At 30.2% G+C, this 23,826-nt stretch carries 21 protein-coding genes; 14 read left to right on the forward strand and 7 right to left on the reverse strand.

Annotated elements, in window-relative coordinates; translation table 11 throughout:
• Nucleotide 1: 1 nt before the first annotated feature.
• From AJN70_RS05920 to ctf, 4 genes are read right to left on the reverse strand one after another with little or no spacing between them, the layout of a single operon-like run.
• Nucleotides 2-1,180 (reverse strand): SGNH/GDSL hydrolase family protein, encoded by a 1,179-nt coding sequence (locus AJN70_RS05920; protein WP_002859110.1) that lies wholly within the window; start codon nt 1,178-1,180, stop codon nt 2-4.
• On the reverse strand, nt 1,167-2,177 hold the full coding sequence (locus AJN70_RS05925) for a GDSL-type esterase/lipase family protein (RefSeq protein WP_022552253.1): 1,011 nt from the start codon (nt 2,175-2,177) through the stop codon (nt 1,167-1,169). The genes AJN70_RS05920 and AJN70_RS05925 overlap by 14 nt, the downstream gene beginning before the upstream one ends.
• Complete coding sequence (locus AJN70_RS05930) at nt 2,178-3,554, reverse strand: MBOAT family O-acyltransferase (RefSeq protein WP_002892316.1); 1,377 nt, start codon at nt 3,552-3,554, stop codon at nt 2,178-2,180. It abuts the gene before it with no gap.
• 42 nt (nt 3,555-3,596) lie between these two features.
• Complete coding sequence (gene ctf / locus AJN70_RS05935) at nt 3,597-4,100, reverse strand: non-heme ferritin (protein ID WP_002852256.1); 504 nt, start codon at nt 4,098-4,100, stop codon at nt 3,597-3,599.
• Nucleotides 4,101-4,279: 179 nt separating this feature from the next.
• Between ctf and AJN70_RS05940 the strand changes: the two genes are divergently transcribed.
• From AJN70_RS05940 to hypA, 14 genes are all read left to right on the forward strand, one after another.
• Nucleotides 4,280-5,275: a substrate-binding domain-containing protein gene (locus AJN70_RS05940; RefSeq protein WP_002892318.1), complete on the forward strand. Its 996-nt coding sequence runs from the start codon at nt 4,280-4,282 to the stop codon at nt 5,273-5,275.
• 9 nt (nt 5,276-5,284) lie between these two features.
• Nucleotides 5,285-6,199, forward strand: coding sequence for a phosphate ABC transporter permease subunit PstC (gene pstC / locus AJN70_RS05945; protein WP_002776292.1), 915 nt, complete (start codon nt 5,285-5,287; stop codon nt 6,197-6,199).
• Nucleotides 6,196-7,284, forward strand: coding sequence for a phosphate ABC transporter permease PstA (gene pstA / locus AJN70_RS05950; protein WP_002892320.1), 1,089 nt, complete (start codon nt 6,196-6,198; stop codon nt 7,282-7,284). The genes pstC and pstA overlap by 4 nt, the downstream gene beginning before the upstream one ends.
• A complete protein-coding gene (gene pstB, locus AJN70_RS05955) occupies nt 7,281-8,021 on the forward strand; it encodes a phosphate ABC transporter ATP-binding protein PstB (RefSeq protein ID WP_002776307.1) in 741 nt (246 codons plus the stop codon). The genes pstA and pstB overlap by 4 nt, the downstream gene beginning before the upstream one ends.
• A gap of 71 nt (nt 8,022-8,092) precedes the next feature.
• Nucleotides 8,093-10,534 (forward strand): hypothetical protein, encoded by a 2,442-nt coding sequence (locus AJN70_RS05960; protein ID WP_070295600.1) that lies wholly within the window; start codon nt 8,093-8,095, stop codon nt 10,532-10,534.
• 2 nt (nt 10,535-10,536) lie between these two features.
• A complete protein-coding gene (locus AJN70_RS05965; protein ID WP_070293713.1) occupies nt 10,537-11,853 on the forward strand; it encodes an MATE family efflux transporter in 1,317 nt (438 codons plus the stop codon).
• On the forward strand, nt 11,829-12,476 hold the full coding sequence (locus AJN70_RS05970; RefSeq protein WP_070295601.1) for a M48 family metallopeptidase: 648 nt from the start codon (nt 11,829-11,831) through the stop codon (nt 12,474-12,476). The genes AJN70_RS05965 and AJN70_RS05970 overlap by 25 nt, the downstream gene beginning before the upstream one ends.
• Before the next feature lie 41 nt (nt 12,477-12,517).
• Nucleotides 12,518-14,038: a hypothetical protein gene (locus AJN70_RS05975; protein ID WP_070295602.1), complete on the forward strand. Its 1,521-nt coding sequence runs from the start codon at nt 12,518-12,520 to the stop codon at nt 14,036-14,038.
• A complete protein-coding gene (gene hypF, locus AJN70_RS05980) occupies nt 14,019-16,205 on the forward strand; it encodes a carbamoyltransferase HypF (protein WP_070295603.1) in 2,187 nt (728 codons plus the stop codon). The genes AJN70_RS05975 and hypF overlap by 20 nt, the downstream gene beginning before the upstream one ends.
• Nucleotides 16,206-16,277: 72 nt before the next feature.
• Entirely contained in the window at nt 16,278-17,021 is a 744-nt protein-coding gene (gene hypB, locus AJN70_RS05985) for a hydrogenase nickel incorporation protein HypB (protein ID WP_002888492.1), read from the forward strand.
• Nucleotides 17,021-17,302 carry a HypC/HybG/HupF family hydrogenase formation chaperone gene (locus tag AJN70_RS05990; RefSeq protein WP_002776342.1) on the forward strand — a complete coding sequence of 94 codons (282 nt, stop codon included), beginning with the start codon at nt 17,021-17,023 and terminating at the stop codon, nt 17,300-17,302. The genes hypB and AJN70_RS05990 overlap by 1 nt, the downstream gene beginning before the upstream one ends.
• A complete protein-coding gene (gene hypD / locus AJN70_RS05995; protein ID WP_002785902.1) occupies nt 17,286-18,377 on the forward strand; it encodes a hydrogenase formation protein HypD in 1,092 nt (363 codons plus the stop codon). Before AJN70_RS05990 ends, hypD begins: the two co-directional genes overlap by 17 nt.
• Nucleotides 18,374-19,348: a hydrogenase expression/formation protein HypE gene (gene hypE / locus AJN70_RS06000; RefSeq protein WP_002787379.1), complete on the forward strand. Its 975-nt coding sequence runs from the start codon at nt 18,374-18,376 to the stop codon at nt 19,346-19,348. Before hypD ends, hypE begins: the two co-directional genes overlap by 4 nt.
• Entirely contained in the window at nt 19,348-19,692 is a 345-nt protein-coding gene (hypA, locus tag AJN70_RS06005; RefSeq protein WP_002876687.1) for a hydrogenase maturation nickel metallochaperone HypA, read from the forward strand. Before hypE ends, hypA begins: the two co-directional genes overlap by 1 nt.
• A 21-nt stretch (nt 19,693-19,713) precedes the next feature.
• Here the strand turns inward: hypA and AJN70_RS06010 are convergent, their stop codons facing one another.
• The 3 genes from AJN70_RS06010 to AJN70_RS06020 form a co-directional block, all read right to left on the reverse strand.
• Nucleotides 19,714-20,757 carry a type I restriction endonuclease gene (locus AJN70_RS06010; RefSeq protein ID WP_002799865.1) on the reverse strand — a complete coding sequence of 348 codons (1,044 nt, stop codon included), beginning with the start codon at nt 20,755-20,757 and terminating at the stop codon, nt 19,714-19,716.
• A 92-nt stretch (nt 20,758-20,849) separates the two neighbouring features.
• Entirely contained in the window at nt 20,850-21,815 is a 966-nt protein-coding gene (gene holA / locus AJN70_RS06015; RefSeq protein ID WP_002919844.1) for a DNA polymerase III subunit delta, read from the reverse strand.
• A complete protein-coding gene (locus AJN70_RS06020) occupies nt 21,808-23,742 on the reverse strand; it encodes an RNB domain-containing ribonuclease (RefSeq protein ID WP_057042592.1) in 1,935 nt (644 codons plus the stop codon). Before AJN70_RS06020 ends, holA begins: the two co-directional genes overlap by 8 nt.
• Between the last annotated feature and the right edge of the window lie 84 nt (nt 23,743-23,826).

The following is a 23,826-nucleotide window of genomic DNA, read 5'->3' on the forward strand; positions in this document are numbered from 1 at the left end:
TTTAATAATCAATGATATTTTTTAAATCCTCGAGTAACTTTTTAGCCATCAGCTCATAGCCTTTTATAGTAAGATGTACATCATTGAGCGAAAGCTTTTGTTCTATCCATTTGTTTTTTCCCCCACTATCTTGCATAAACTGATGCATATCAAAAATAAGAGTTTTTTCTTCTTTAGCAACTTCATATAATGCTTTGCGTATGGTAAAAAAATCAGGAGCAAGCTTGTAGTTTTTACCTTGTTTTTGAACTACAGTTGGTGGAGAGATTAGCATGATAACAGCGTTTTTATTGTAAGTTTTTAAAATACTAATCCATTTTTTTAAATTATTTTTGAATTTTTGTTTTTCAAACCCTTTAAAGAGTGCATCATTAGAACCATAGGCAAGAATAATTAAATCATTGTGTAAAAGTCCTAGTTCTTTTTTTACAACTGTTTGATTCCAAGAGAGCCATAAATCACTTTTGGCACCATTGATTGCAATGGTATCTAAGAAAACATTATTATCTTTATTTGTGATGAAATATCCTCCTAGCTCAGCATCTTTTTGTAAGGCTGAAATTTGCAAAGGAAGATCAAGTTCTAGTTCTTTATAAGACCATTTGTTAATTTGTGTAGTTCTTAACTCATAGCTTTGGTTTTTTGCATCTTTGATGCTAAAAGCATTGGTATTTTGCTTGGCTTTAAATAAAAATCCTATTTTGAAATTTTTTTTATCTAGGGTTGTATCAAGGTTGATTTTTGCGCCTTTAGTTTTTGCTTTGGCTATTATCCCACCTAATGGAAAATTATGTCCAGCATTAGCAGGATTTCTTGAGTTTAAAATTTCAAAGTTTTTATAAGAATAAACAAGATTAAGATTTTGTTGATATTTAGGCTGTAAAGGATAGGCAAAACCTATAGAGTTAGAGCGGATTAAATATCCTCTTATGACACGCGGAAAGAAATCAGCCGCCATATGAGAATCTCCATAAATTCTAATTCCTATGTTTTGATTTTTTTCTAATTTTTTTTCTAGATTTTTAAGATCTTTTTTTAATACATAACTTGTTAAAGCAGAGTGATTTTTGTTTTGATTGAGTATGGAATCTATTGTGTCATTTGTATTTAAATTTTGTGCATAAGAGCTAGTAAAAATAATAAAAAACAATAAGATAATTTTAAATTTATTTACTAGCATTTTCTTCCTTAAGTTTTATGTGTTCTAATAAAAGTTTAGACATTTCTCTTGCGCCACTTGGAGTAAAATGAACCCCATCATCTGTTCTTACTTTTATACTTCTATTGTTTTCATCTTTTATATAAGCTGAGTATTCATCATTGACACTAAAAAATAGCTTAGTGTTGATAAAAATTTCTTTATTTTTAAGAATTTCATCGCTGTAAATTTTATTGAGCACTTGTATTTTTTTGTTCAAATCTTCTTTTTTTACAGGAGGGATTTCAAACCAAAAAACTTTGGCTTTATGTTTTTTAGCGATTTTAATGATTTCATCTACACGACTTGTGTAAATATCTATCCAAGAAGGGGAGCCAAAACGATGGTAATTTCCTCCTTTTTTAATATCCCAAGGATCATTAGCGCCAAGAAGAACAACAAGATATTTAATATTTGAGTTTTTAATAAAAGCTTCATTGGTGGCTTTTGACCAGTCAAAATAGGATTTATAAGAAAGGCCTGTATTTTGTTTACTAAGATCGGTTACCTTAAGATTTAAATTTCTTAAATCTCTATTTAAGGCTATTGCAACACCTTGCATTAAAGAATCTCCGATAAATAAAAACTCATCTCCATTTTGTAGCTCTAATTTGGTATTGTCGATAAAACTAATATTTGCATCTTGGATTAAGGTTAGATTTGTTTCTTTATGAGAAGTGTTTTCATCATTTTCTAAAGTGTTTAGAACTTTATCTATTTTACTTAAGTTTTCATCTGTTGATTTACTTTCTTGATTTGTAGTTTCTTCATTGGTTTGAGGCAAGGGTTCGTTGCTTAAAATTGCACGAATTTGTTCTAATTTAATTTTGAAGCCATTGGCTTCTTTTAAAAGATCATTATGAGGATAGAATGCAAAATGATATTTTTGTTCTATATAAGAGCTAATGCTCTGATTCATAACTACAACAACCAAGCCAAGCACCATAATCAAAATGAAGAAAAATCTAACTACACTCATCTAAAAACTCGAATAAATAAAATCAGGAATTCCATCTGGCATAAAAGCAAAAACCAAAAGTAAAATAAAAGCTATGATAAAAGGTTTTAGTAAAAATGGAGTAAGATTTAAAATCTTAATGCAATATTCTTTAAAATTAATAAATAAAGGATAGATCATAAAAAGAACCCCAAAAGCAACCAACATATAGATATCGTTATAAGATGGAATTTGGAAGAAATTATAATAACAAGCTTTAAAATATTCTATTGCATCTTCTAGATTTTTGCTATAATAAAAGAAAATCCAAGTAAAACATACAAATTGAAAGGTTAAAAATCTTCCTAAAGCTGGAATTTTTTGTAAACTAAATTTGCTTAAAGCTAGCAAATGTATAAAAACTATGCCAATACCATGCAATAAACCCCAAACAATAAAAGCAAGTGTATTGCCATGCCACATACCTGAAAGTATAAAAGCGATGAGTATATTAGCTACAGTGCGTGGTATTCCTTTTCTATTGCCCCCTAAAGGTATATAGATATAATCTCTTATAAAGGTTGAAAGACTGATATGCCATCTAGCCCAAAAATCTTTTAGGTTTTTTGCAAGATAAGGCATGTTAAAGTTAGGCGGAAGGGTAAAACCTAACATTAAAGCAAAAGCACAAACTAAATCAACATATCCGCTAAAATCGCAGTATATTTGAATTGCATAGGCGTAAATTGCGCTTAAAAGTTGTATGAAATTATAAGATTGTGGAAAGTCTAAAATACTTTTAGCATAAATTCCAAGGTAATTGGCTATTAAAACTTTTTTAACTATACCAAAAACAAGCAAGATGATGATTAAATTTGCATGTTTAAATTCGCGTTTTTGATAGGCCTGTTCAAAGAAAAAAGAACTTCGCATAATGGGCCCTGAAAGTAGTGTTGGAAAAAATGATAAGAAGGTTGCTAAATTTAAAAAACTTTCTAAACGGCGTTTTTGATAAACTTCTACAAGATAAGTAATAGAAGTAAAGGTATAAAAACTAATTCCTATTGGTAATACTAAATCAATATTTAAAAATTCTAAACCGAAAAAATTTAATATCTCATCAACACTTCCTTTGATACTAGGAAAGTATTTAAAAAAACATAAATTTAAAATAATAAAAGCCATGCAAGTAGCGAAAATATAACGCTTGCGACGCACAAAAATTAGCAAGGCAAAATAGTGTATAAAAAAGGTATATATAAATAAAACTAAGGCGAAATAAGGATTGATTAAAATATAAATAATATAAGAGAAAATTAAAATTAAAATATTTTGTATTTTGTAATCATTTTTAAAAGTCCAATAAATAGCAAAAAAAGCTATCATTAAAATACTAAATTCTAGAGAAAAATAAGTCATACCTTCAATCCAAAGCGAGATTTGCCCATAGTAGGGCAAAGATTATTTTTTTCTGCTTAATGCAATATTTTTGATGTATTGATCAGCTAAATAAAGTCCATTTCCGTGTTCTCCGATTAACTTAATCTTGTCAACTATACCGCGGAAAAGTGCTTCTTCTTCGTGTTGTTCGCTTACATACCATTGTAAGAAATTAAAAGTAGAATAGTCTTTATGTGTTAGCATGTGTTCAACTAAAGTATTGATTGATTTTGTGATAAATTGCTCATGTTCATAGGTTTTTTCAAAAACATCAAGTAAAGATTTGAAATTTTGTTCAGGCTGTTTTACTTCTTGAAGCTCTACATGAGAATCTGTTTCATTAAGATAAGTGATAAGCTTTTTAGCATGATCGCTTTCTTCGCTTGCATGTGCAAACAAGAAGGCTCCAGCTCCATCAAGACTGTTTTCATAGCACCAAGAACTCATACTAAGATATAAGTTTGCTGCATACATTTCTTTGTTTATTTGTTCATTGAGTAATTTTACAACTTCTTTAGAAAGCATTCTTATCTCCTTATTAAAATTTAAAATGTTTTATAATGATATATTATTTTTTTAAAAACAAGCTAAATTTTTTGATAGTTAAAAATTATATTTAAGAAAAATACAAAATAAAAAATGTTTCCAAAATGTTTCCAAGTTTTTTTAAACTTCCATTACTTTTTTAAAGTTAAGGAGAAAAAATGAAAAAAATTCTATCTTTAAGTGTGGCAAGTCTTGCACTTTGTGGTGCTTTAAATGCAGTAGATTTAAAAATCGCAGGTTCATCGACTGTGTATCCTTTTACTTCTTTTGTAGCTGAAGAATATGCTTCGATCAAAAATACAAAAACTCCTATAGTAGAGAGCTTGGGAACAGGGGGTGGATTTAAGGTATTTTGTGAAGGAACTACTGATATTTCTAATGCTTCAAGACCTATGAAATTAAGCGAATTTGAAACTTGCAAAAAAGCAGGGGTAACTGATATAGTAGGGATGATGATAGGTTATGATGGTATAGTTTTAGCTCAAAATAAAACCAATGCTCCATTAAATATCACAAAAAAAGAACTTTTCTTAGCATTGGCAAAAGAAATTCCACAAAATGGAAAACTTATACCAAATCCTTATACAAACTGGAATCAAATCAATAAAAATTTACCAAATCGTAAAATTAGTGTTTATGGTCCACCATCAAGTTCAGGAACAAGAGATACTATAGAAGAGCTTGTAATGAGTGATGTGTCTAAAAAAATTCCTGAGTATAAAGGCGAGTATAAAACCATACGCCAAGATGGTGCTTATATCCCAAGTGGTGAAAATGATAATCTAATCGTTTCAAAACTTACTATTGATAAGGATGCTTTTGGAATTTTTGGTTATAGCTTTTTAGTGAGCAATTCAGACAAAATCAATGCTGCTAATATAGATGGTGTTACGCCAAGCGAAGAAAGCATCGCAGATGAAAAATACGAACTTGCAAGAAGTTTGTTTATTTATATCAATGCTAAGAAAAATCCAAAAGAAGCCTTTGATTTTGCAAAAATTTATATGAGTGATGATTTGGCAAAAAGTGGTGGAGAGCTTGAAAAAATAGGACTTGTTCCTTTGAGTGATGATAAATTAAAAGCTTCTCAAAAACACGTAGAAGATAGAAAAATTTTAAATGATGAGCTTGTAAAAGCTGGAAAAGTTTTTTAAGGAAAAACTTTGTTAAAAGAAAAAATAATCAAATTTGCACTTTTTTTATGTGCTTTTGTAAGCGTGATAGTAAGTTTTGCTATCATGCTTACAATTTTAATTGAAGCTTTAAAATTCTTTCAAAAAGAAAGCGTTGTTACCTTTTTATTCTCAAGTCAGTGGGCAGCTGATGCAGCTTTTATGAATGCAGATGGCACGAGTAAACAAGGTGTTTTTGGGGCGCTATCGCTTTTTTGGGGAACTTTTTATATTTCATTGATTGCTATGCTAACGGCTTTACCTTTAGGGGTTATGTGTGCTATATATTTAGGTGTTTTTGCTGGCAAAAAATCTAAAAATTACTTAAAACCTATTTTAGAAATCATTGCAGGGATTCCTACTGTTGTTTTTGGATTTTTTGCGGCTATAGTTGTAGCGCCTTTTATAGTGTGGTTTTTTTCTTTATTTGGCATACAAGCAAGCTTTCAAAGTGCTTTAGGCGCAGGTTTTATCATGGGGATCATGATAGTACCTATAGTGGCTTCTTTATCTCAAGATTGCATTGAAGCAGTAAGCGAGAAAAGGATTAATGGCGCTTATGCTTTAGGTATGACAAAAAAAGAAGTGGTTTTTGCCGTGATTTTACCTGAGGCTATTCCTGGTATAGTTGCAGCTTGTCTTTTAGGACTTTCAAGAGCCTTAGGCGAAACTATGATAGTGGTGATGGCAGCTTCTTTGCGTCCAAATTTAACTTTAAATTTTTTAGAAGATATGACAACGGTAACGGTAAAAATCGTAGAAGCTTTAAGTGGAGATCAAGCTTTTGATAGTTCTTTGGCTTTAAGTGCTTTTTCTTTAGGTTTGGTGCTTTTTGTCATCACTTTAATCATCAATATGTTTAGCGTTTATCTTATCAATCGCTTTCACAAAAGGAAAAATTTATGAAAAAACTTTTTAAAAAAAGACAAAAAGCTTCAAAGTCTTTTAAAAGACTTTGTAAAATGGGGCTTTATATTAATTTAATTTTTCTTTGTATCTTTTTAGGAAGTGTAGCTTATCTTGGATTTCCTGCTTTTAAGCAAACTTATATTTTTGTAGAGGCTAATAGAAATTCTCCTGCTTATGATCTTTTATCTCGCGCAGAACAAAGAAAAATAAGAACAGGACAAATCACTGAAAAAACTTGGCTTTTGGCAAATTCAGAAGTAGATCAATATATGAAGCAAAAATATAATCGCCTTAGTGAAAAACAAAGAACTTTAGTCGATGATCTTGTGCAAAAAGGCGAGATAGAGCTTAAATTTAATAGCAATTTCTTTTTAAATGGGGACTCAAAATCTCCTGAAAATTCAGGAATTTTATCTTCAGTTATAGGGACTTTGCTTGTTATGCTTGTTTGTATGGTTGTGAGTGTTCCTATAGGCGTTGCAGCGGCAATTTACTTAGAAGAATTTGCACCACAAAATATCCTTACACATTTTATAGAAGTGTGTATTAACAACCTTGCAAGTATTCCTAGTATCTTGTTTGGACTTTTAGGACTTGGAGTGTTTATCAATCTTTTTGGAATGCCTCGTTCAAGTGCTTTAGTGGGTGGGCTTACTTTGGCGATCATGAGTTTGCCTATTATCATTGTTTCAACCAAAGCGGCCTTAAAAAGTGTGGATATCAATATGAAAAATGCTGCTTATGCCTTAGGTATGACAAAGGTTCAAATGGTAAAAGGTATTATGTTACCTTTGGCTATGCCTATGATTTTAACAGGTTCTATTTTAACTTTAGCTCAAGCTATAGGCGAGACTGCACCTTTGATGATTATCGGTATGATAGCATTTATCCCTGATGTAGCTAGTTCGATTTTTGATCCAACTAGCGTTTTACCTGCTCAAATTTACTCATGGTCGGCTATGCCAGAGCGTGCATTTTTAGAAAGAACAGCAGCGGGTATTATTGTGCTTTTAGGACTTTTAGTCGTGTTAAATCTTAGTGCAATATTATTAAGAAAATATTTTCAAGGAAAATTAAAGTGATAGCAAAAACAACAAATTTAAATTTATTTTATGGAAAAAAACAAGCTTTATTTGATATCAATATGCAAATAGAGCAAAACAAAATTACTGCACTCATCGGTGCTTCAGGATGTGGTAAATCCACTTTTTTGCGTTGTTTTAATAGAATGAATGATAAAATTGCAAAAATCGATGGTTTAGTGGAAATTGAAGGAAAAGATGTTAAAAATCAAGATGTAGTAGCCTTGCGTAAAAATGTAGGCATGGTTTTTCAACAACCTAATGTTTTTGTAAAAAGCATTTATGAAAACATCTCTTATGCACCAAAACTTCATGGTATGATTAAAAACAAAGATGAAGAAGAAGCTTTGGTGGTGGATTGCTTGCAAAAAGTGGGGCTTTTTGAAGAGGTTAAAGATAAATTAAAGCAAAATGCCCTAGCTCTTTCAGGCGGACAACAACAACGCCTTTGTATCGCAAGAGCTTTAGCGATCAAACCTAAACTTTTGCTTTTAGATGAGCCAACTTCTGCACTTGATCCTATAAGTTCAGGCGTGATTGAAGAGCTTTTAAAAGAATTAAGTCATAATCTTTCTATGATCATGGTTACGCATAATATGCAACAAGGCAAACGCGTAGCTGATTATACAGCATTTTTTCATCTTGGAGAGCTTATAGAATTTGGTGAAAGTAAAGAATTTTTTGAAAATCCAAAACAAGAAAAAACCAAGGCTTATTTAAGCGGTGCTTTTGGGTGAGATTTATACAAAAACAAGTATCTTTGTATTAAAATTATATCCTTAAAAAAGAATTTTATAAGGATATAGTTTTGTTTGAAACACTTTTAAAACTAAGCGAAGAACCTTTAAAAAGCAAGATTAAGGATTTGTATTTTTCTAAATTTAATTATGTAGGTGCTAAGATTGATTTTTGTATCACTCAAAATTTAGGACTTTTAGGTGAAATTAATTTGCTTTGGGCTGAAGCTAAACAAGGAAAAAGTGAGCTTAAAAAATCTTTTGTACAGCTTGTGCTTACCATAGGAAAATATAAATTTTATACAGAGCAAACTCCAAATTTACTTTGTGCTTTTGATGGAGAAAAGATAGCTTTTTTACCCTTTGCTTGTTTGCAAGAAATTTTTTATCAAAGCGATATAAACTTTAGTGTAACGCCTAGCAATCATACAAGTGAGCAATTTTTAAAACTTCTAAAAGAATTAGATAGTATTTTAAATACAGCACAAATTTTTTATTATGAAAAAAATGATGAAGAATTAAAAACTTTCATAAAAGAAAATCTTACAAGTGAAAATATAAGTAAAATTAAAATCGATAAAAACAATTTTGTAAGCATTTATCATAAATGGAATAAAATGGTTAAAGATACTATCAGTATTGATTGGAATTTGGCTAAAAAAAGCGGGATCATAGATGCTGATTTTTATTTGGCTGATTTGCTTTCAAGTGAAAATGAAACCATCAGTCAAAATTTATTTGCCATTCTTAAAAAAGATTATTATGAGTTTAATAAAACAAAAAGTGATTTAGGCTCTATCATTAACGAACGCACTTCTTTTAAAGATAATCAAAAAGCTCATCATGAATTTTGGGCGATTTATGAGCGTCCTCCAAGGGAAGAATTTTGGGATTATATTATAAAACGCAGAGATTTGCTTGTAGATCAAGATGTAAGAGAGCGAAAAGGAGCATTTTTTACCCCAAGAATTTGGGTGGATAAGGCTTGCGAGTATCTTTCTAAAACTTTTGGGGAGGATTATGAAGAGGGGTATTATATATGGGATTTAGCGGGTGGAACAGGAAATTTACTAGCAAATTTTACAAATAAAAAAAATATCTTTTGCTCTACTCTTGATAAAGCCGATATAGATGTGATACATGAGCGTATAAAAAATGGTGCGAATTTGTTTGAAAATCATGTTTTTCAATTTGATTTTTTAAATGATGAATTCTTTGATGAAGTGGATGATAAGGGTAAAATCATCCAAAAATCAAAACTACCTTTAATTTTGCAAGAGATTTTAAAGGATGAAAATAAACGCAAAAAATTAATAATCTTTATAAATCCACCTTATGCAGAAGCTGGAAATAGCTCTACTATGTCTGGAACCGGAAAACATAAAACTGGTGTTAGTCTTGATAATTATGTTTATAAGAAATATAAAGTTATTTTAAGTAGTGCTAGAAATGAACTTTTTGCGCAATTTTTTATAAGAATTTATAATGAAATCGAAGGAGCTATACTAGCTAGTTTTTCGACTTTAAAATATGTAAATTCTACAAATTTTATAAAATTTAGACAAGCTTTTAAGGCTAAGTTTTTAAAAGGTTTTATAGTGCCTGCTTATACTTTTGATAATGTAAAAGGAAATTTCCCCATAGGATTTTTGATATGGAATACAAGTAAAAAAGAAGATCTTAAAAAAATAAAACTTGATGTATTTAATGAAAATGGAAATTTTTTAGGTAAGAAAAATTTTTATTGTAATAATAATTTACATATTGGTAAATGGATATCTAAGTTTAAAAACAAAAATATATTATTGAATTTAGGAATGATGAATACTGGTAGAATGGATTTTCAGCACCAAAATCTTGTTTATATTATGCACGATACAAGAGATGCTGGACATTCTATATTTTTAAATTATGACAATTTATTAGCTTGTTCTATATTCTTCTCAGTGCGTCATGCTATAAGTGCTACTTGGGTAAATGATAGGGATCAGTTTTTATATCCTAATGATTTATATGAAAATGATGATGAGTTTAAAAGTGATTGTTTAGCTTTTATGCTTTTTCACGGACAAAATCGCATAAGCTCAAAAGAAGGTATAAATCATTTTATACCTTTTAGTGAAAAAGAATTAGGCGTAAAAAAATCAGCTTTTGAGAGTGATTTTATGTATAAATTTATAAAGGGCAAGATAAAAGATGAAAACTCGCTTTTTGATGATGAGTTAGCAAAGATAGAATTTAGCTTCCAAGCAAAAGAGCTTTTAAAAGCTGGAAAAGAACTTTTTAAATACTATCATACCCATAGCGAAGATAAAAACTATCTAGTCAATGCTTCGCTTTATGATATCAAAGAATTTTTTCAAGGTAGAGATGAAAAAGGCAGGATGAAGCATCCTTCCAAGGCAAAGGATGAGCATTATAAAGTTTTACTAAGTGATTTAAACATAGCTTTAAATGCTTTAGCTAAAAAGTTAGAGCCAAAAATTTATGAATACGGCTTTTTAAAGGAATAATCATGGCAAAAAAACAACTTTCTTTAACAAGGCTTAGTATTCCTATATTTTGGGACTTGCTTTCTAAGTATTTAACCGTGATTATCAATACCGCTATGGTGTCGCATTATTCTAATTTTCTTGTCGGTGCTATGGGGGCTGGAAATCAAATTTTAGATCTTTTTATCACTATTTTTTCATTTTTAAGTGTGGGTTGTAGTGTGGTGATAGCTCAGGCTATTGGTGCAAAAGATCATGTTTTAGCAAGAAAAGTGATCCATCAAAGCTTATTTTTAAATGCACTTTTAGGCTTTGTATGTGGTGCGCTTATTTTATGGCATGGAGAGTATTTGCTTTATCTTTTAAAAATCCCACAAGAACTGCTTAAAGATAGCGAAATTTATTTAAACATGCTTGCAATTTGTTTGTTTTTTGATGCCATAGGAATTGTTTTAGCTGCTATTGTAAGGGTTTATAATATGGCTTATTGGGTTATGCTTATAGGCTTTTTGATGGATATAGTGGTGATTTGTGGAAATTATTATGTTTTGCATTATACAAAATCAGAACTTTTTGGAGTAGGGCTTAGTAATATTTTTGCCCGTATTGTTGCTATAGTGGCTTTACTTGTGATACTTTTTTATAAACTTAAAATTCATCTTAAAATCAAAGAAATGATAAAACTTGAAAAAGAGGTATTAAAAAAGGTTTTAAATATAGGCGGATTTTCAGCAGGGGAAAATCTTTTGTGGATAGTCCAATACACTATAGCTTTTGCTTTTGTAGCAAGCTTAGGCGAGGCGAGTTTGAGTGTGCAAACGATTTATTTTCAAATTTCAATGCTTATCATGCTTATAGGGCAAGCTACAAGCATAGCTAATGAAATCATAGTAGGTAAATTAGTCGGTGCTAGATATGAAAATATCGCTTATAAACATGCTTGGCGTGCTTTGTATTTTAGTGTGATAGCGAGTGCTTTAGTGGCACTTTTAAATTATCTTTGTCAAGATTTTACTATGCAAATTTTAGGGCTTAAAGAAGAGCTAAAAAATTTAATGATACCTTTATTTGTCCTTTCAATCTTTCTTGAAATTTCACGAACTTTCAATATAGTCATGGTCAATTCCTTGCGTGCAAGTGGCGATGCGAAATTTCCATTTTTTAGTGGACTTGTTTTTATGATGGGGGTATCTTTGCCTGTGGGTTATGTGCTTTGTTTTTATTTTAATCTTGGAATTTTAGGTGTTTGGATAGGATTTTGTGTGGATGAGTTTTTGCGTGGAATGGTAAATTCATACAGATGGAAAAGTAAAAAATGGCAAGGCAAAGCTCTAGTTTAAAATCATTTATTTATAAAGATGAGTGCTATTTTTATTCTAAAAAATGCATAAAAACTTTAAGATTAAGGCTAAATGAAAGGGGTGAATTTGTTCTTAGCATTCCTTATTTTTGCACTTTTAAAAGTGTTTATGAGTTTTTAGATAAATCAAGTTCTTGGATGAATGAGGCAAAAAAAAGATTTGAAAAAAAAGTTTTAAAAGATGATGAATTAATCTTTTTAGCTAAAAAATATAAAATTATATTTGATGAAAATGCTAAAAAAACTTATTTTGATAAAGATAAAATTCTTTGTCAAAATAAAGCAAAATTAGATTTATTTTTAAGACAAAATGCCAAAAAGATTTTTACTTTTTATCTTAAAAAATGGAGCCAAAAAACAGGTTTATTTTACACGCATTTAAGCATTAAAAATATGAAAACGCGTTGGGGTTCTTGCAATCATAATAAAGCTTATATTAATTTAAATTTAAAACTCGTTCAAAAGAGTTTAAGAGCTATTGAATATGTGATTTTGCATGAAATCAGCCACTTAAAATTTCCTAATCACAGCAAAGAATTTTACGCTTTTATGGAGCATTTTATGAGTGATTTTAGGCAAAGAGAGAAAGAATTTTTAAGTTAAAATGTTATATTTAATAGTTTATTTTTCAAAAAAGGCATAATATGACTTTGGATTTTGATTTTATTTATAATGCGGATAATGATATTTTTGAATATTTATTGCGTTTTTATGCGAAAAATTACAATTACACCCTTAGCAAAGAAGAAAATATTTATCATTTTTCTATTGATGCAGATGAAGAAAATTTAAAGACTTTTTGCGATTCTTTAAATTTCATGAGTCATAGTGTTTTTTTGAAAAAATTTGATGTAAAAGCGGGACAGGATTTTAACCCTTGTATGCCAGAAGATAAAGAATTTTCAAGATTTTCTTATATTACTCATTTAAATTCTAATGCCTATCAAGAAAAAAAACTTTTAAACAAAAACGAATGGGGTGTGTTTTGTGAGTGTGAATTTTCAAGTAATTTATCAGAATTTGAAAAAATCGATGAAGAAAATTTCAACACTTTTTTAAACCTTGCCTTTGATTTGTTAAGTCAAGAAAAAAAGATTTATTTAAAAGATAAAAATGGTATTTATGAATTTTCTTTGTTTAAGAACGAATTTATAGGAGATTTTTTACTTCCTTGTGATATTAAGGCTATAAATTCAGTTTTTGTTTGTTCAAATGAAAATTTAAAACTTCTTGCAAGTTTAGAAAAACCTTTGATGAAGCTAAGGCTTAATGCCATGTTTAGAAAAAATCACAATCTTGATTTTAATGATTTTAAAATCAGACTTGCTAGAGATTTGTTTTGCTTTGCTTTAAGTTTAAAACTTTTTGAAAATGAATATAAATTTTTAAGCGTAAAAAAAATAGAAGAATACCAAAAAGATTTTTATATCAGTGCTTTAGATGAGCAAGTGGTGGTTTTGGAAGGCTTTGAATTTATCAATGCTAAGGCAAGAGAGCTTATTTTTTCTAAAGAAGATAAAAATATGGCAAGAATTTCTTATCTTGTAAGCCGTTATAAAGAAAAGGCTTTTATTTTAGAGCTTAGCAAAGATGATGAAGATATTTTGCTTATTAACAAAGAGCTTAATTTGCTTAAACTTTGCTTACCAAAACACAGCAAAGAACTTTATGAAGGGATTAAAAAAGATGAAATTGGTGTAAGGCTTTTAGAAAATTTTAGCAAGGAATTTCCTCTTTTAGATGAAAGTTTTGAACTTCAAAATAATTTTTATTCCTTGCTTGGCTTAGTGGGTAGAGTGCTAAATTTAGGTAAAAATTTACAAGAGAGTGCTAGTGAGCTTTTAAAAATCGCTGATGAGTCAAAAATGCCTCGTGGAGTAAAGATTGATTATCGTTTGAAAGAAGATAAAAGTTTTGATTATACAAGAACTTTAAGATCTACTATGAGTTTTATGTTAGCAGGTGTAGATAGTGCTAATATCGCTTATGGAGCAGTTGAGAGTTTGGCTTATTTCTTGCGTGATACTTATGATGAATTAAGAGAGAAAAAGCAAAGTGATTTAGCGCTTATAAGTGGATCTTTGTTTGAACATAAATCTTTGCTTAAAAATACCTTAAAACATCTTAAAAATTGTCAGTTAAGCGATGTGCCACTTAGGATATAAGATCAAAATTTCAGGTTTAGTTCAAGGGGTGGGTTTTCGCCCCTTAGTTTATGAACTAGCTTTGAAATCAAAGCTTTTTGGAGAGGTAAGAAATGATGGTTTTGGGGTAGAAATCATCCTTGCTTGTACTCAAAAAGAATGTGAAAATTTCATAGAAAATTTAAAAAATCATCTCCCACCTTTAGCAAGAATAGACAAGCTTATAATCACGCAAATTTCTATTTCAAACTATGAAAATTTTAGTATCACTCCTTCTTTAAAGAACATAAAAAGCACACCTATGTTAAGTGATTTTGCACTTTGTAAGGAATGTAAAAAAGAATTTTTTGATGAAAAAAATCCACGCTTTTTGTATCCCTTTATCACTTGCACACATTGTGGGCCACGCTTTAGTATTATAAAAAGTCTTCCTTATGATAGAGCCCATACTTCCATGCAAGAATTATTGATGTGTGAGTTTTGCAAAAGCGAATACGAAGATCCTAAAAATAGGCGTTTTCATGCCCAGCCTATTAGTTGTCCTAAGTGTAAAATCAATGTTTTTCTTAAAAATTCAAAGGGTGAAATTTTAGCCAAAGATCAAGAAGCTTTTATGAAAAGTGCGAAGTTTTTAAAGGAAGGTAAAATTTTAGCCATTAAAGGCATGGGCGGTTTTCATCTCATGTGCGATGCTTTTAATGAAGAGGCTTTAAAAACTCTAAGACTTAGAAAAAATCGCCCTAAAAAACCCTTTGCTTTGATGTGTAAAGATTTACAAAGTGCTAAAGAACTTGCCTTTATAGATGAAAATGAAGAAGCCTTGCTTGGTGGAGCTTTAGCTCCTATTGTGATTTTAAAGGCAAAAAAAGCCTTTTCTTTAATCGCACCTGATGTTGATAAAATCGGTATTATGCTAGCTTATACGCCTTTACATCTTTTGCTTTTTGAGTATTTTAAAGGAAGTCTTGTGGCAACAAGTGCGAATTTAAGCGGAGAAAGTATCATTAAAGATGAGTTTAATTTGTGTCAAAAACTTGATAAAGTTTTTGATTTTTATTTGGATTATGATAGAGAAATTATCAATGCAAGTGATGATAGCATAGCTCAAGTGCTAAATGGTAAAACTATGTTTTTGCGTACTTCAAGGGGTTTAAATCCTTTTTATTTGGAAAGAAATTTTAATAAAAAAGGCACTTTTTTAGCTTTGGGCGCGGAGCTTAAAAATGAATTTGTGATTTTTTATGAAAATAAACTTTTAATTTCTCCTTATATAGGGGATTTGAAAAGTTTTGATGTACATGAGAGATTTTTTAAACTTTTAGAATTTTTTAAAAAAAATTATGATTTGAAATTTGATGCGATTTTGTGCGATAAACACCCGCATTTTAGCTATGCAAAAGAATTTAAAGAAAGGATTAAAATTTCTCATCATTATGCGCATTTTTGTGCGGCTTATTTTGAATATGAAGAAAATTTTACAAAAGATGAAAAGGCTTTAGCTTTTATTTGCGATGGAACAGGTTATGGAGAAGATGGTAAAATTTGGGGTGGAGAAGTTTTTATAGGAAATTTAAAAGAATATGAAAGAATTGCACATTTTGAAAATTTCACTCTCATAAATAGTGATATTAAAAATATACAAAATTTGGCTCTAAGTCTTATTTTTCATTATGATTTAGAAGATAAGGCTAAAGATTTTTTAGCAAAAATTCCAAAAATCAAACTTGAAAATCTTAAAAAAATTTATTCACATTCTAACTTACAAACAAGTTCTTTAGGACGCATTATCGATGCTTTTGGAAGTATTGTTTTTAACTTAGAAAAAAGCTCTTATGAGGCTCAAGTTGGCTTGATGTGTGAAGCTTTTTATGATAAAAATCTTGATTTTTCTTATAAGCTTTTTGTAGAAAAAGGGCAGGTTAATTTTAAAAATTTAATTTTAGGGGCTTTGCAAGATGAAAAAACTAAAGCAATTACAGGTATGTTTAATGCTTTGGCAAATTTTATCATAGATTTTAGCAAAGGTTATGATTTAAAAGTGCTTTTAAGTGGAGGAGTTTTTCAAAACAAAACCTTGCTTGAAATTTTAAAAGCTAAAAATTTTGATTTTTTTATACCTTTAAAATACCCTTGCAATGATAGCTCCATAGCTTTAGGACAAATGGTGCATTTTTTAAAAAAAGAGTGATTTTATCTTTAAACTCATAATTTTTTAATGCTTTTAAGGTTAAAATGAAACAAAAAATATAAAGGAAAGAAAATGTGTAAAGATTGCGGCTGCTCTATAAATTCAAGCCATACGCATGATCATCATCACGATCACCACCATGAAAATCCAAGTTTAAAAGAAAGTAAAACCATAGAAGTAATTTCTAAAATTTTAAGCAAAAACGATGAAGAAGCTAAACACAATAGAGCGCATTTTAATGAGGCTAACACGCTTTGTATCAATTTAATGAGTTCTCCAGGTAGCGGAAAAACCACGCTTTTAGAAAGCACGATCAAGGCTTTGAAAAATGAACTTAAAATTGCTGTGATTGAAGGGGATTTAGAAACCAATAATGACGCCCTAAGAGTAAAAAATGCCGGAGCTTTGGCGTATCAAATCACTACAGGGCAAAGCTGTCATTTGGATGCTTTTATGGTGCATGAGGCTTTGCATCATTTAGTCATTGATGATGTGGATTTGCTTTTTATAGAAAATGTTGGAAATTTGGTTTGTCCTGCAAGTTATGATTTAGGAGAGCATTTAAATGTGGTTTTGCTTTCAGTAACCGAAGGAAGTGATAAACCGCAAAAATACCCTGTGATGTTTAAAAAGGCTGATATAGTTTTAATCACAAAGGCAGATTTGGCTCATCATTTTGATTTTGATGTTAAAGAGGCGACTAGGTTGATTAAAGAATTAAATCCTAGAGCAGATATTATCACTCTTGATGCAAAAAATGGCACCAATATGGAGCTTTGGTATAAGGTGCTTAAACTTAAAAAGGAGCTTTTTTAATGTGTTTGTCTATACCTTCTGAAATTTTAGAAATCGATGAGTTAAACAATGCTTTAGTGCAAACTTTAGGTGTGAAAAGAAAAGTTAATTTGGATTTGATTGATGAGCCTTTAAAACAAGGCGATTATGTGTTAATCCATGTAGGCGTTGCTATGGAAAAAATCGACAAAGAAGCTGCACTAGAAAGCATTAAAACCTATCAAGAAATAGTAGAAAAAATGAATAGTGGAGAGATAAAAAGTGATGAAGGAGATTTGGGTTTAAATGAATTTCATCGATGAATTTAGAGATAAAGAAAGCATTTTAGCTTTAAAAAAACTCATAGAACAAGAACTTAAAAATCCTATCAATATCATGGAAATTTGCGGTGGGCATACGCATAGTATTATGAAATATGCCCTACCTTCTATTTTGCCAAAGGAAATTAACTTTATCCATGGGCCAGGATGTCCTGTTTGTGTTATGCCAAGAGTTCGCATTGATACAGCTATCAAGTTAGCCTCCATGAAAGATACGATTTTTTGTACTTTAGGAGATCTTTTAAGGGTGCCTGGAAGTGAAATTTCTCTGCTTGATTTAAGAGCTAAAGGGGCTGATGTTAGAGCGCTTTATTCTCCACTTGAGGTTTTGGAAATCGCTAAGCAAAATTTAAACAAAAATATCATCTTTTTTGCTATAGGTTTTGAAACTACTACGCCTATGAGTGCTTTACTTCTTCAAAAGGTTATAGAAGAAAAAATAAATAATGTCTTTTTTCATATCAATCATATCACAGTTCCAGCGCCTGTAGAAGCGATCATGAATGATGAAAATGTAAAAATCAATGCTTTTTTAGGCCCTTCTCATGTGAGTGTGATTACAGGTTATGGTATTTATGAGCCTTTAGCAGCAAAGTTTAAAACCCCTATAGCGGTGAGTGGTTTTGAGCCAGTTGATATTTTAGAAAGTGTGTTAAATATCATAAAACAAAGCAATGAAGGCACTTTTAAAGTGTATAATCAATACAAAAGAGCCGTAAGTAAAGAAGGTAATGTTAAAGCACAAAATTTAGTAAAAAAATACTTTAGGGTGTGTGATTTTGAATTTCGTGGCTTAGGGCTTATTAAAGATGGGGGCTTGGAACTAAAAGAAGAATTTAGTGCTTATGATGCGAGTAAAAAATTTGATTGTACGGTGCAAAGTAAAAATGAAAGCAAAGCCTGTATTTGTGGGCAAATTTTAAGAGGTTTGGCCAAGCCTTATGATTGTAAAGTTTTTGGTAAGGCTTGTACGCCAAGAAGTCCTATAGGAAGTTGTATGGTTTCTGGCGAGGGTGCTTGTGCGGCGTATTATAAATACTCAAAGGTGAATGTATGAAAAATATTTCCTTAGCCCACGGAGGTGGCGGAGAAGAGATGAACGAGCTTTTAACTAAGCTTTTTAAGATCTTTGATAATGAAATTTTAAACGCAAATAATGATGCAGCGATTTTAGGAAATTTGGCTTTAAGCACAGATTCTTTTGTTTTAAGTCCGATTTTTTTAGATGAAGAGGTTAATATAGGAAAACTTTGTGTTTGTGGTTCTATTAACGATGTTTTGATGGTAGGTGCTAAGCCAAAATATCTAAGTTTAGGGCTTATCTTAGAAGAAGGTTTTGAGCTAGAAAAACTAGAACGCATTTTAAAAAGCATTAAAGAAGAATGTGAAAAATGCGGAGTTATGTTAGTTTGTGGCGATACTAAAGTTGTTCCTAAGGGCAAAGCAGATGAAATTTATATCAACACTACGGCCTTAGGTGAAATTATTTCTAAAAAAGAAAGTAAAAATATCAAAGCAGGGCTTAGCATACTTCTTTCAGGTGATATAGGAAGGCATGGAGCTAGTGTTTTAATCAAAAGAAATGAGTTAGAAGCTGATGTTAAAAGTGATTGTAAGGCTTTGGATAAAGAGGTTTTAGAGCTTTTAGAAAAAGATATAAAGGTTGTAGCAATGAGAGATGCTACTCGTGGGGGGCTTAGTGCGGTTTTAAATGAGTGGGCAAAGCAAAGCGGAAATGATCTTTTGATCTTTGAAGAAAAAATCATCGTTCAAGATGAGGTTTTAGGACTTTGCGAGCTTTTTGGTTATGAAGCTTATGAGCTTGCAAATGAAGGCACTTTCATACTTTGCGTGGAAAAAGAAGATGAGTTAAAAGCCTTAGAAATTCTAAAAAAATACAATGTAAATGCGAGTATTATAGGAGAAGTTTTAGAAGAGAAAAAAGCACGTGTGATCTTACAAAACGCTTATGGGGCAAAACGCTTTTTAGAAAGTCCTAAAGGCGAACTTTTACCAAGAATTTGCTAATGCACGAATTAAGTATAGTAGAATCTTTAATCGAACTTTGTGAAGAAAATGCCTTAAACAATAAGGCTTACAATGTGCAAGAAATTTATGTAAAAATCGGGCGTTTGAGTGGTATAGAAGTGGATCTTTTTAAGCGTTGTTTTGAAACTTTTAAAGAAAACTCAAATATTTGTAAAAATGCTAAACTTTTTATAGAACTTGCTCCACTTGAAATTTTATGCTTAAAATGTGATCAAGTAAGCATTTTAGAAGAAAATGTTTTTAAGTGTCCTAAATGTCAAAGTATAGAATATAAAATCACACAAGGTGAGGACTTACACCTTATGCGACTTGTGATGGAGTGAAAGTAAAATCAATAAATGATTTTACTTTCTGCTTTCAAATGCTTTGATAATATCTGCTTTATATTGATAAATATCTTCTAATTTTTCTATATTATAACTTGCTCCATCCGGAAAACTAATAGATTTTTTGCTTGTATTAAAATATAATCTACATATCCACTTAGTAACTTTGCCTTGATATAAAATACTAAAATAGCTTAAAGTATCTTTGTAACTTACATCTTCAAGATTGGCACTGACACTAGCAAGAATTGATTTTACTATATAGAAACCTTGTAATTCTTCTTCTGTTGTGACAATATCTTTACTTTCATCAATTTGCTCATCATTTTCATCATCGTTTATGTTTTGAAGATTGTTTTTAATACTTGTGATTTTTTCATAAGCTAAATCATTAATAATTTCTTTAAAAGATTTTTTAATGTAATTTTTGAATTCTTCTAAAACAGCACTAGTCATTCTTTTTTCTGTCATTTGTTTAGCAAAAAAACTTGTAAATTCATCGCTTGGATTTTCTATTTCGCTTTTAAAAATTTCTTGTATACTTCGGTAATATTTTTTCTCCATAGCAATGCTTAGAATTTCATCTAAGTTTAAGTCAGTGCAAATAAAACGTTTTAGATCTTTAATATCTCTAGGTTTAAGTTTTTCAAGATTAACAACTAAAAATGGTATTTTATCCATAAGATTTTGTTGTTCAATATCTGTAAAAAATCTATATTCAATACCATTGGTAAGAATGGCAAATTTAATACTAGGATTAGTGTTAAAATATCTTACAAGCTGATTGTTATGATTATCTAAATTTTCAGTATGATTTTTAGCTTCAATTAAAATAAAAGGTTTTGAATCTTTGAAAATAGCATAATCCACTTTTTCGCCTTTTTTAGTTCCTATATCTGCTGTATATTCTGGCACAACAATACTAGGATTAAAAACATCATAACCCAATGTTTTTAAAAAGGGCATTATAAAAGTCATTTTTGTAGCTTCTTCAGTATTGACAAGTGTTTTGCGTTCAGCTATTGTTTCAACGATAGCATTTAATTGATTTTCAAAATCCATTTTCATTCCTTTTGTTTTTATTAAAAGTATTATAGCAACATTTTTTAGTTTTATAATAAAAAAAGTGATTTTAATTTTTATAATTTTACTATTTAGCTTTTCAAAATCCTTGCAAGTTTAAGCAAATTTGAAATCAAAAATTCTTTTTTTACGAGCTTAGAATTGGTTTTAAGCTCGTATTCGCTTTTAAGCAAAAGAGTGAAAATTTCTTTATATTGTTCGATTTTTAAACTAAAGGCTTGAGAGCTTAAATTTTGTCCCACTTGAGGAGGTGGAGTATAGCCTAAAAGATCTTTAAAGTCAATTTTACCATTGACTTTAGCATAAAGTGCGATTTTAAACAAACGATAAAAAGAATTATACAAAGAGTTGGTTAAAGCAATTTCATTAAAATTATCTAAAATTTTTTCAAGTTCGCTTTTAAAGTCTTGTTTTTTTAAAATTTTCTCAAAAAAGCTTTCAAAACTTCCTGTATTCAAACTATAGCAGTATTGTTCTATGGTTTTTTCATCTACTCTTAAACCACTAAATTTATTAAGCTCACTCGCAGCAAGATATAAGTTTTCATCAAAACTTGTAAAAAGAGTAAATAAAGCATTTTGAGTGATTTCAACCCCTAGTTGTTTTGCTTTTATGCTTAAAAGTTCCACGCCTTCTTTAGCTCCGTTAGCTTTGAAAAATCTTACAAAATGAGGAGAGAAAATTTTTTCTATATCGCTTTGTTTAGAACTTTCATCATAAAGCTCTAAAAGAAAGAAATTGTCCGCATTGTTTTTACAAAGATCTACTAAAACTTTAAGATCTTTTGTTGGAATTTTTTTAGAAGTTTTGATTTCTAGTAATTTTTTTTCGCTAAAAAGCGATCCTGCGCTTAAAAAATCACTCGCACGAGTGAAGTTGTATTCTTCAAAAAAAAGTTTCAAAGTTTCATCGGGCTTATATTTTTCTTTTATAAATTCAGCATAAAGTTCGCTTTGAAAATTATCTGCTCCATAAAGAAAGAAAAAATTAGGTATTGAATCTTTAGAAAGTAAGATTTGAAGCTCTTTTCTATACATTTTCTTCCTTTATGAGTCTTTGGGTGATTTTAGCATAAATTTTTGCCATAACTATATCCGCTTCCATGATTTGCACTTCAACACTTTCTAGCAAATTTACACGCGTATCATAAAGGATTATATCCGCTCCTTTGATTTCATCATCTAGTTTAGCTATGCAAACTCCATCATTTTGCACAACTAAAGCTTTAAATTTTTTGCCTATATTTTTAGCCGCCCATCTAGCAAATTTTCTATCCATAAAATCAAAAGCAACCTTATCCGCCTCTCTTTCAAGTGTACTAAGATTCTCGCAAGTGCTTTCTATGTTTAAAAGTAGATAATTAAAAAGTTTTTCATCGTTTTTTTGTTTGGCTTTTAAAAGTCTGTGTAAAATAAGATCAGAATACCTTCTTATAGGGCTTGTAAAATGTGAGTATTTATCAAAACCTAAGCCAAAATGTCCCGCATTTACACTAGAATATTCCGCTTTTTTTTGTGCTTTGATGATGAGTTTATCTACTTCTGCTCTTAAATTTAACTCATCGGCTAAAGCTTGTATGTCTCGTATGAGTTCAGGAAGATTGGGCTTAAAATTTACATCGATTCCGAGTTCGCGTAATTCATTTAAAAGCTTATCGATTTTTCTTACATCAGCGCTTAAGTGATTTCTAAAAACGCCTATATCTATGAGTTTTGCTGCGGCTTTATTGGCTAAAAGCATACAATCTTCGATCAAATTATGCGAAGGTGTGTCTTTTTCAAAAACTGTGCTTTTTAGACTTAAGTTTTCATCTAGATTCATTCTTAATTCTTCGGTGCGAAATTCAAAGGCATTTTTAAGACGCATTTTGCGTAAATTTTTTGTGATTTCAAAAAGCTCATAAAGCCATGAAAGCTCTTTTAAATCAGGTTTTTGTACTAAAATTTCATCAACTTCATCGTAATTAAAACGGCGTTTTGAGTTGATAATACCTTCAAAAAGTTCTTCTTTGATGACTTTATTTTCATGATCGAGTGTGATTTTAAAACAATACGCTAAGCGATCTAAATGAGGTTTTAAAGAACAGATATTTTCACTTAAAGGATGAGGCAGCATAGGTATAGCAATATGTGGAAAATAAATAGAAAATCCACGATTTCTTGCTTCTTTATCTATAGCGCTATAAGCATAAACATATTCGCTAACATCAGCAATAGCTACATAAATTTCTCGTTTTTGGATGTCAAAATAAATCGCATCATCAAAATCTTTTGCATGTATAGGATCTATGGTGCAAAAAGGCAAGGCTCTTAAATCCATGCGATTTTCATACATACTCGCATCAACACTATCGCCGTTTGCTAGAGCTTCTTTGATACAAGCGTCGCTAAATTCGTTATTTTTATTAAAAAGAGCTAGGGAGATTTTTTCATCTACGCTTTCATCATCGATATGTCCTAAAACTTCTATGATATTGTTATTTTCATTTTCTATTTTTAAAATTGTCCCTAAAGGTAGTGCTTTTAAAGATTTTTGAGAAGCTTTTAAGGCAGTGCTTAATCCTGTTTTGATATTCATTCCAAGCACGGCTTCGCCATACCTTTTGGTGATCACTAAAGAGGTTTCATTGGCTCTTTTTAGAACCAAAATCACCTTTGCACTGGGGCGTTTTTTCTTTAAAGGTAGAAGTTTTACCGCGACTATATCTTTATAGTTTGCACCTTTTAGGTTTTTGTTTTCTATCAAAAGATCTTTTTTAAAACTTTCATCAAAGCATTGTAAAAAACCTGTGCCTTTGCTTGAAATATCAAGTACTCCAAAGGCAAAACCATTGTTAAGATAGTATTTGTTTTTGTGTTCTTTGATGATATGATTAGCTAAAAGCTCTCTTAAAATTTGTTTAAATTCATTGCTTACTTCATGAGAGCTAATGCCATAACTAAGACTGTTTAAAAATTCTTTCACTTTTGATACTTTATGATTTTTTGTAAAATTCTTACATAAAGTTTATAAAAAAAATATGAAATTTATACTTTAATTGCTATAATA

Origin of the sequence: Campylobacter sp. BCW_4341 (assembly GCF_001764255.1) — a bacterium.
Classification (GTDB): domain Bacteria; phylum Campylobacterota; class Campylobacteria; order Campylobacterales; family Campylobacteraceae; genus Campylobacter_D; species Campylobacter_D jejuni.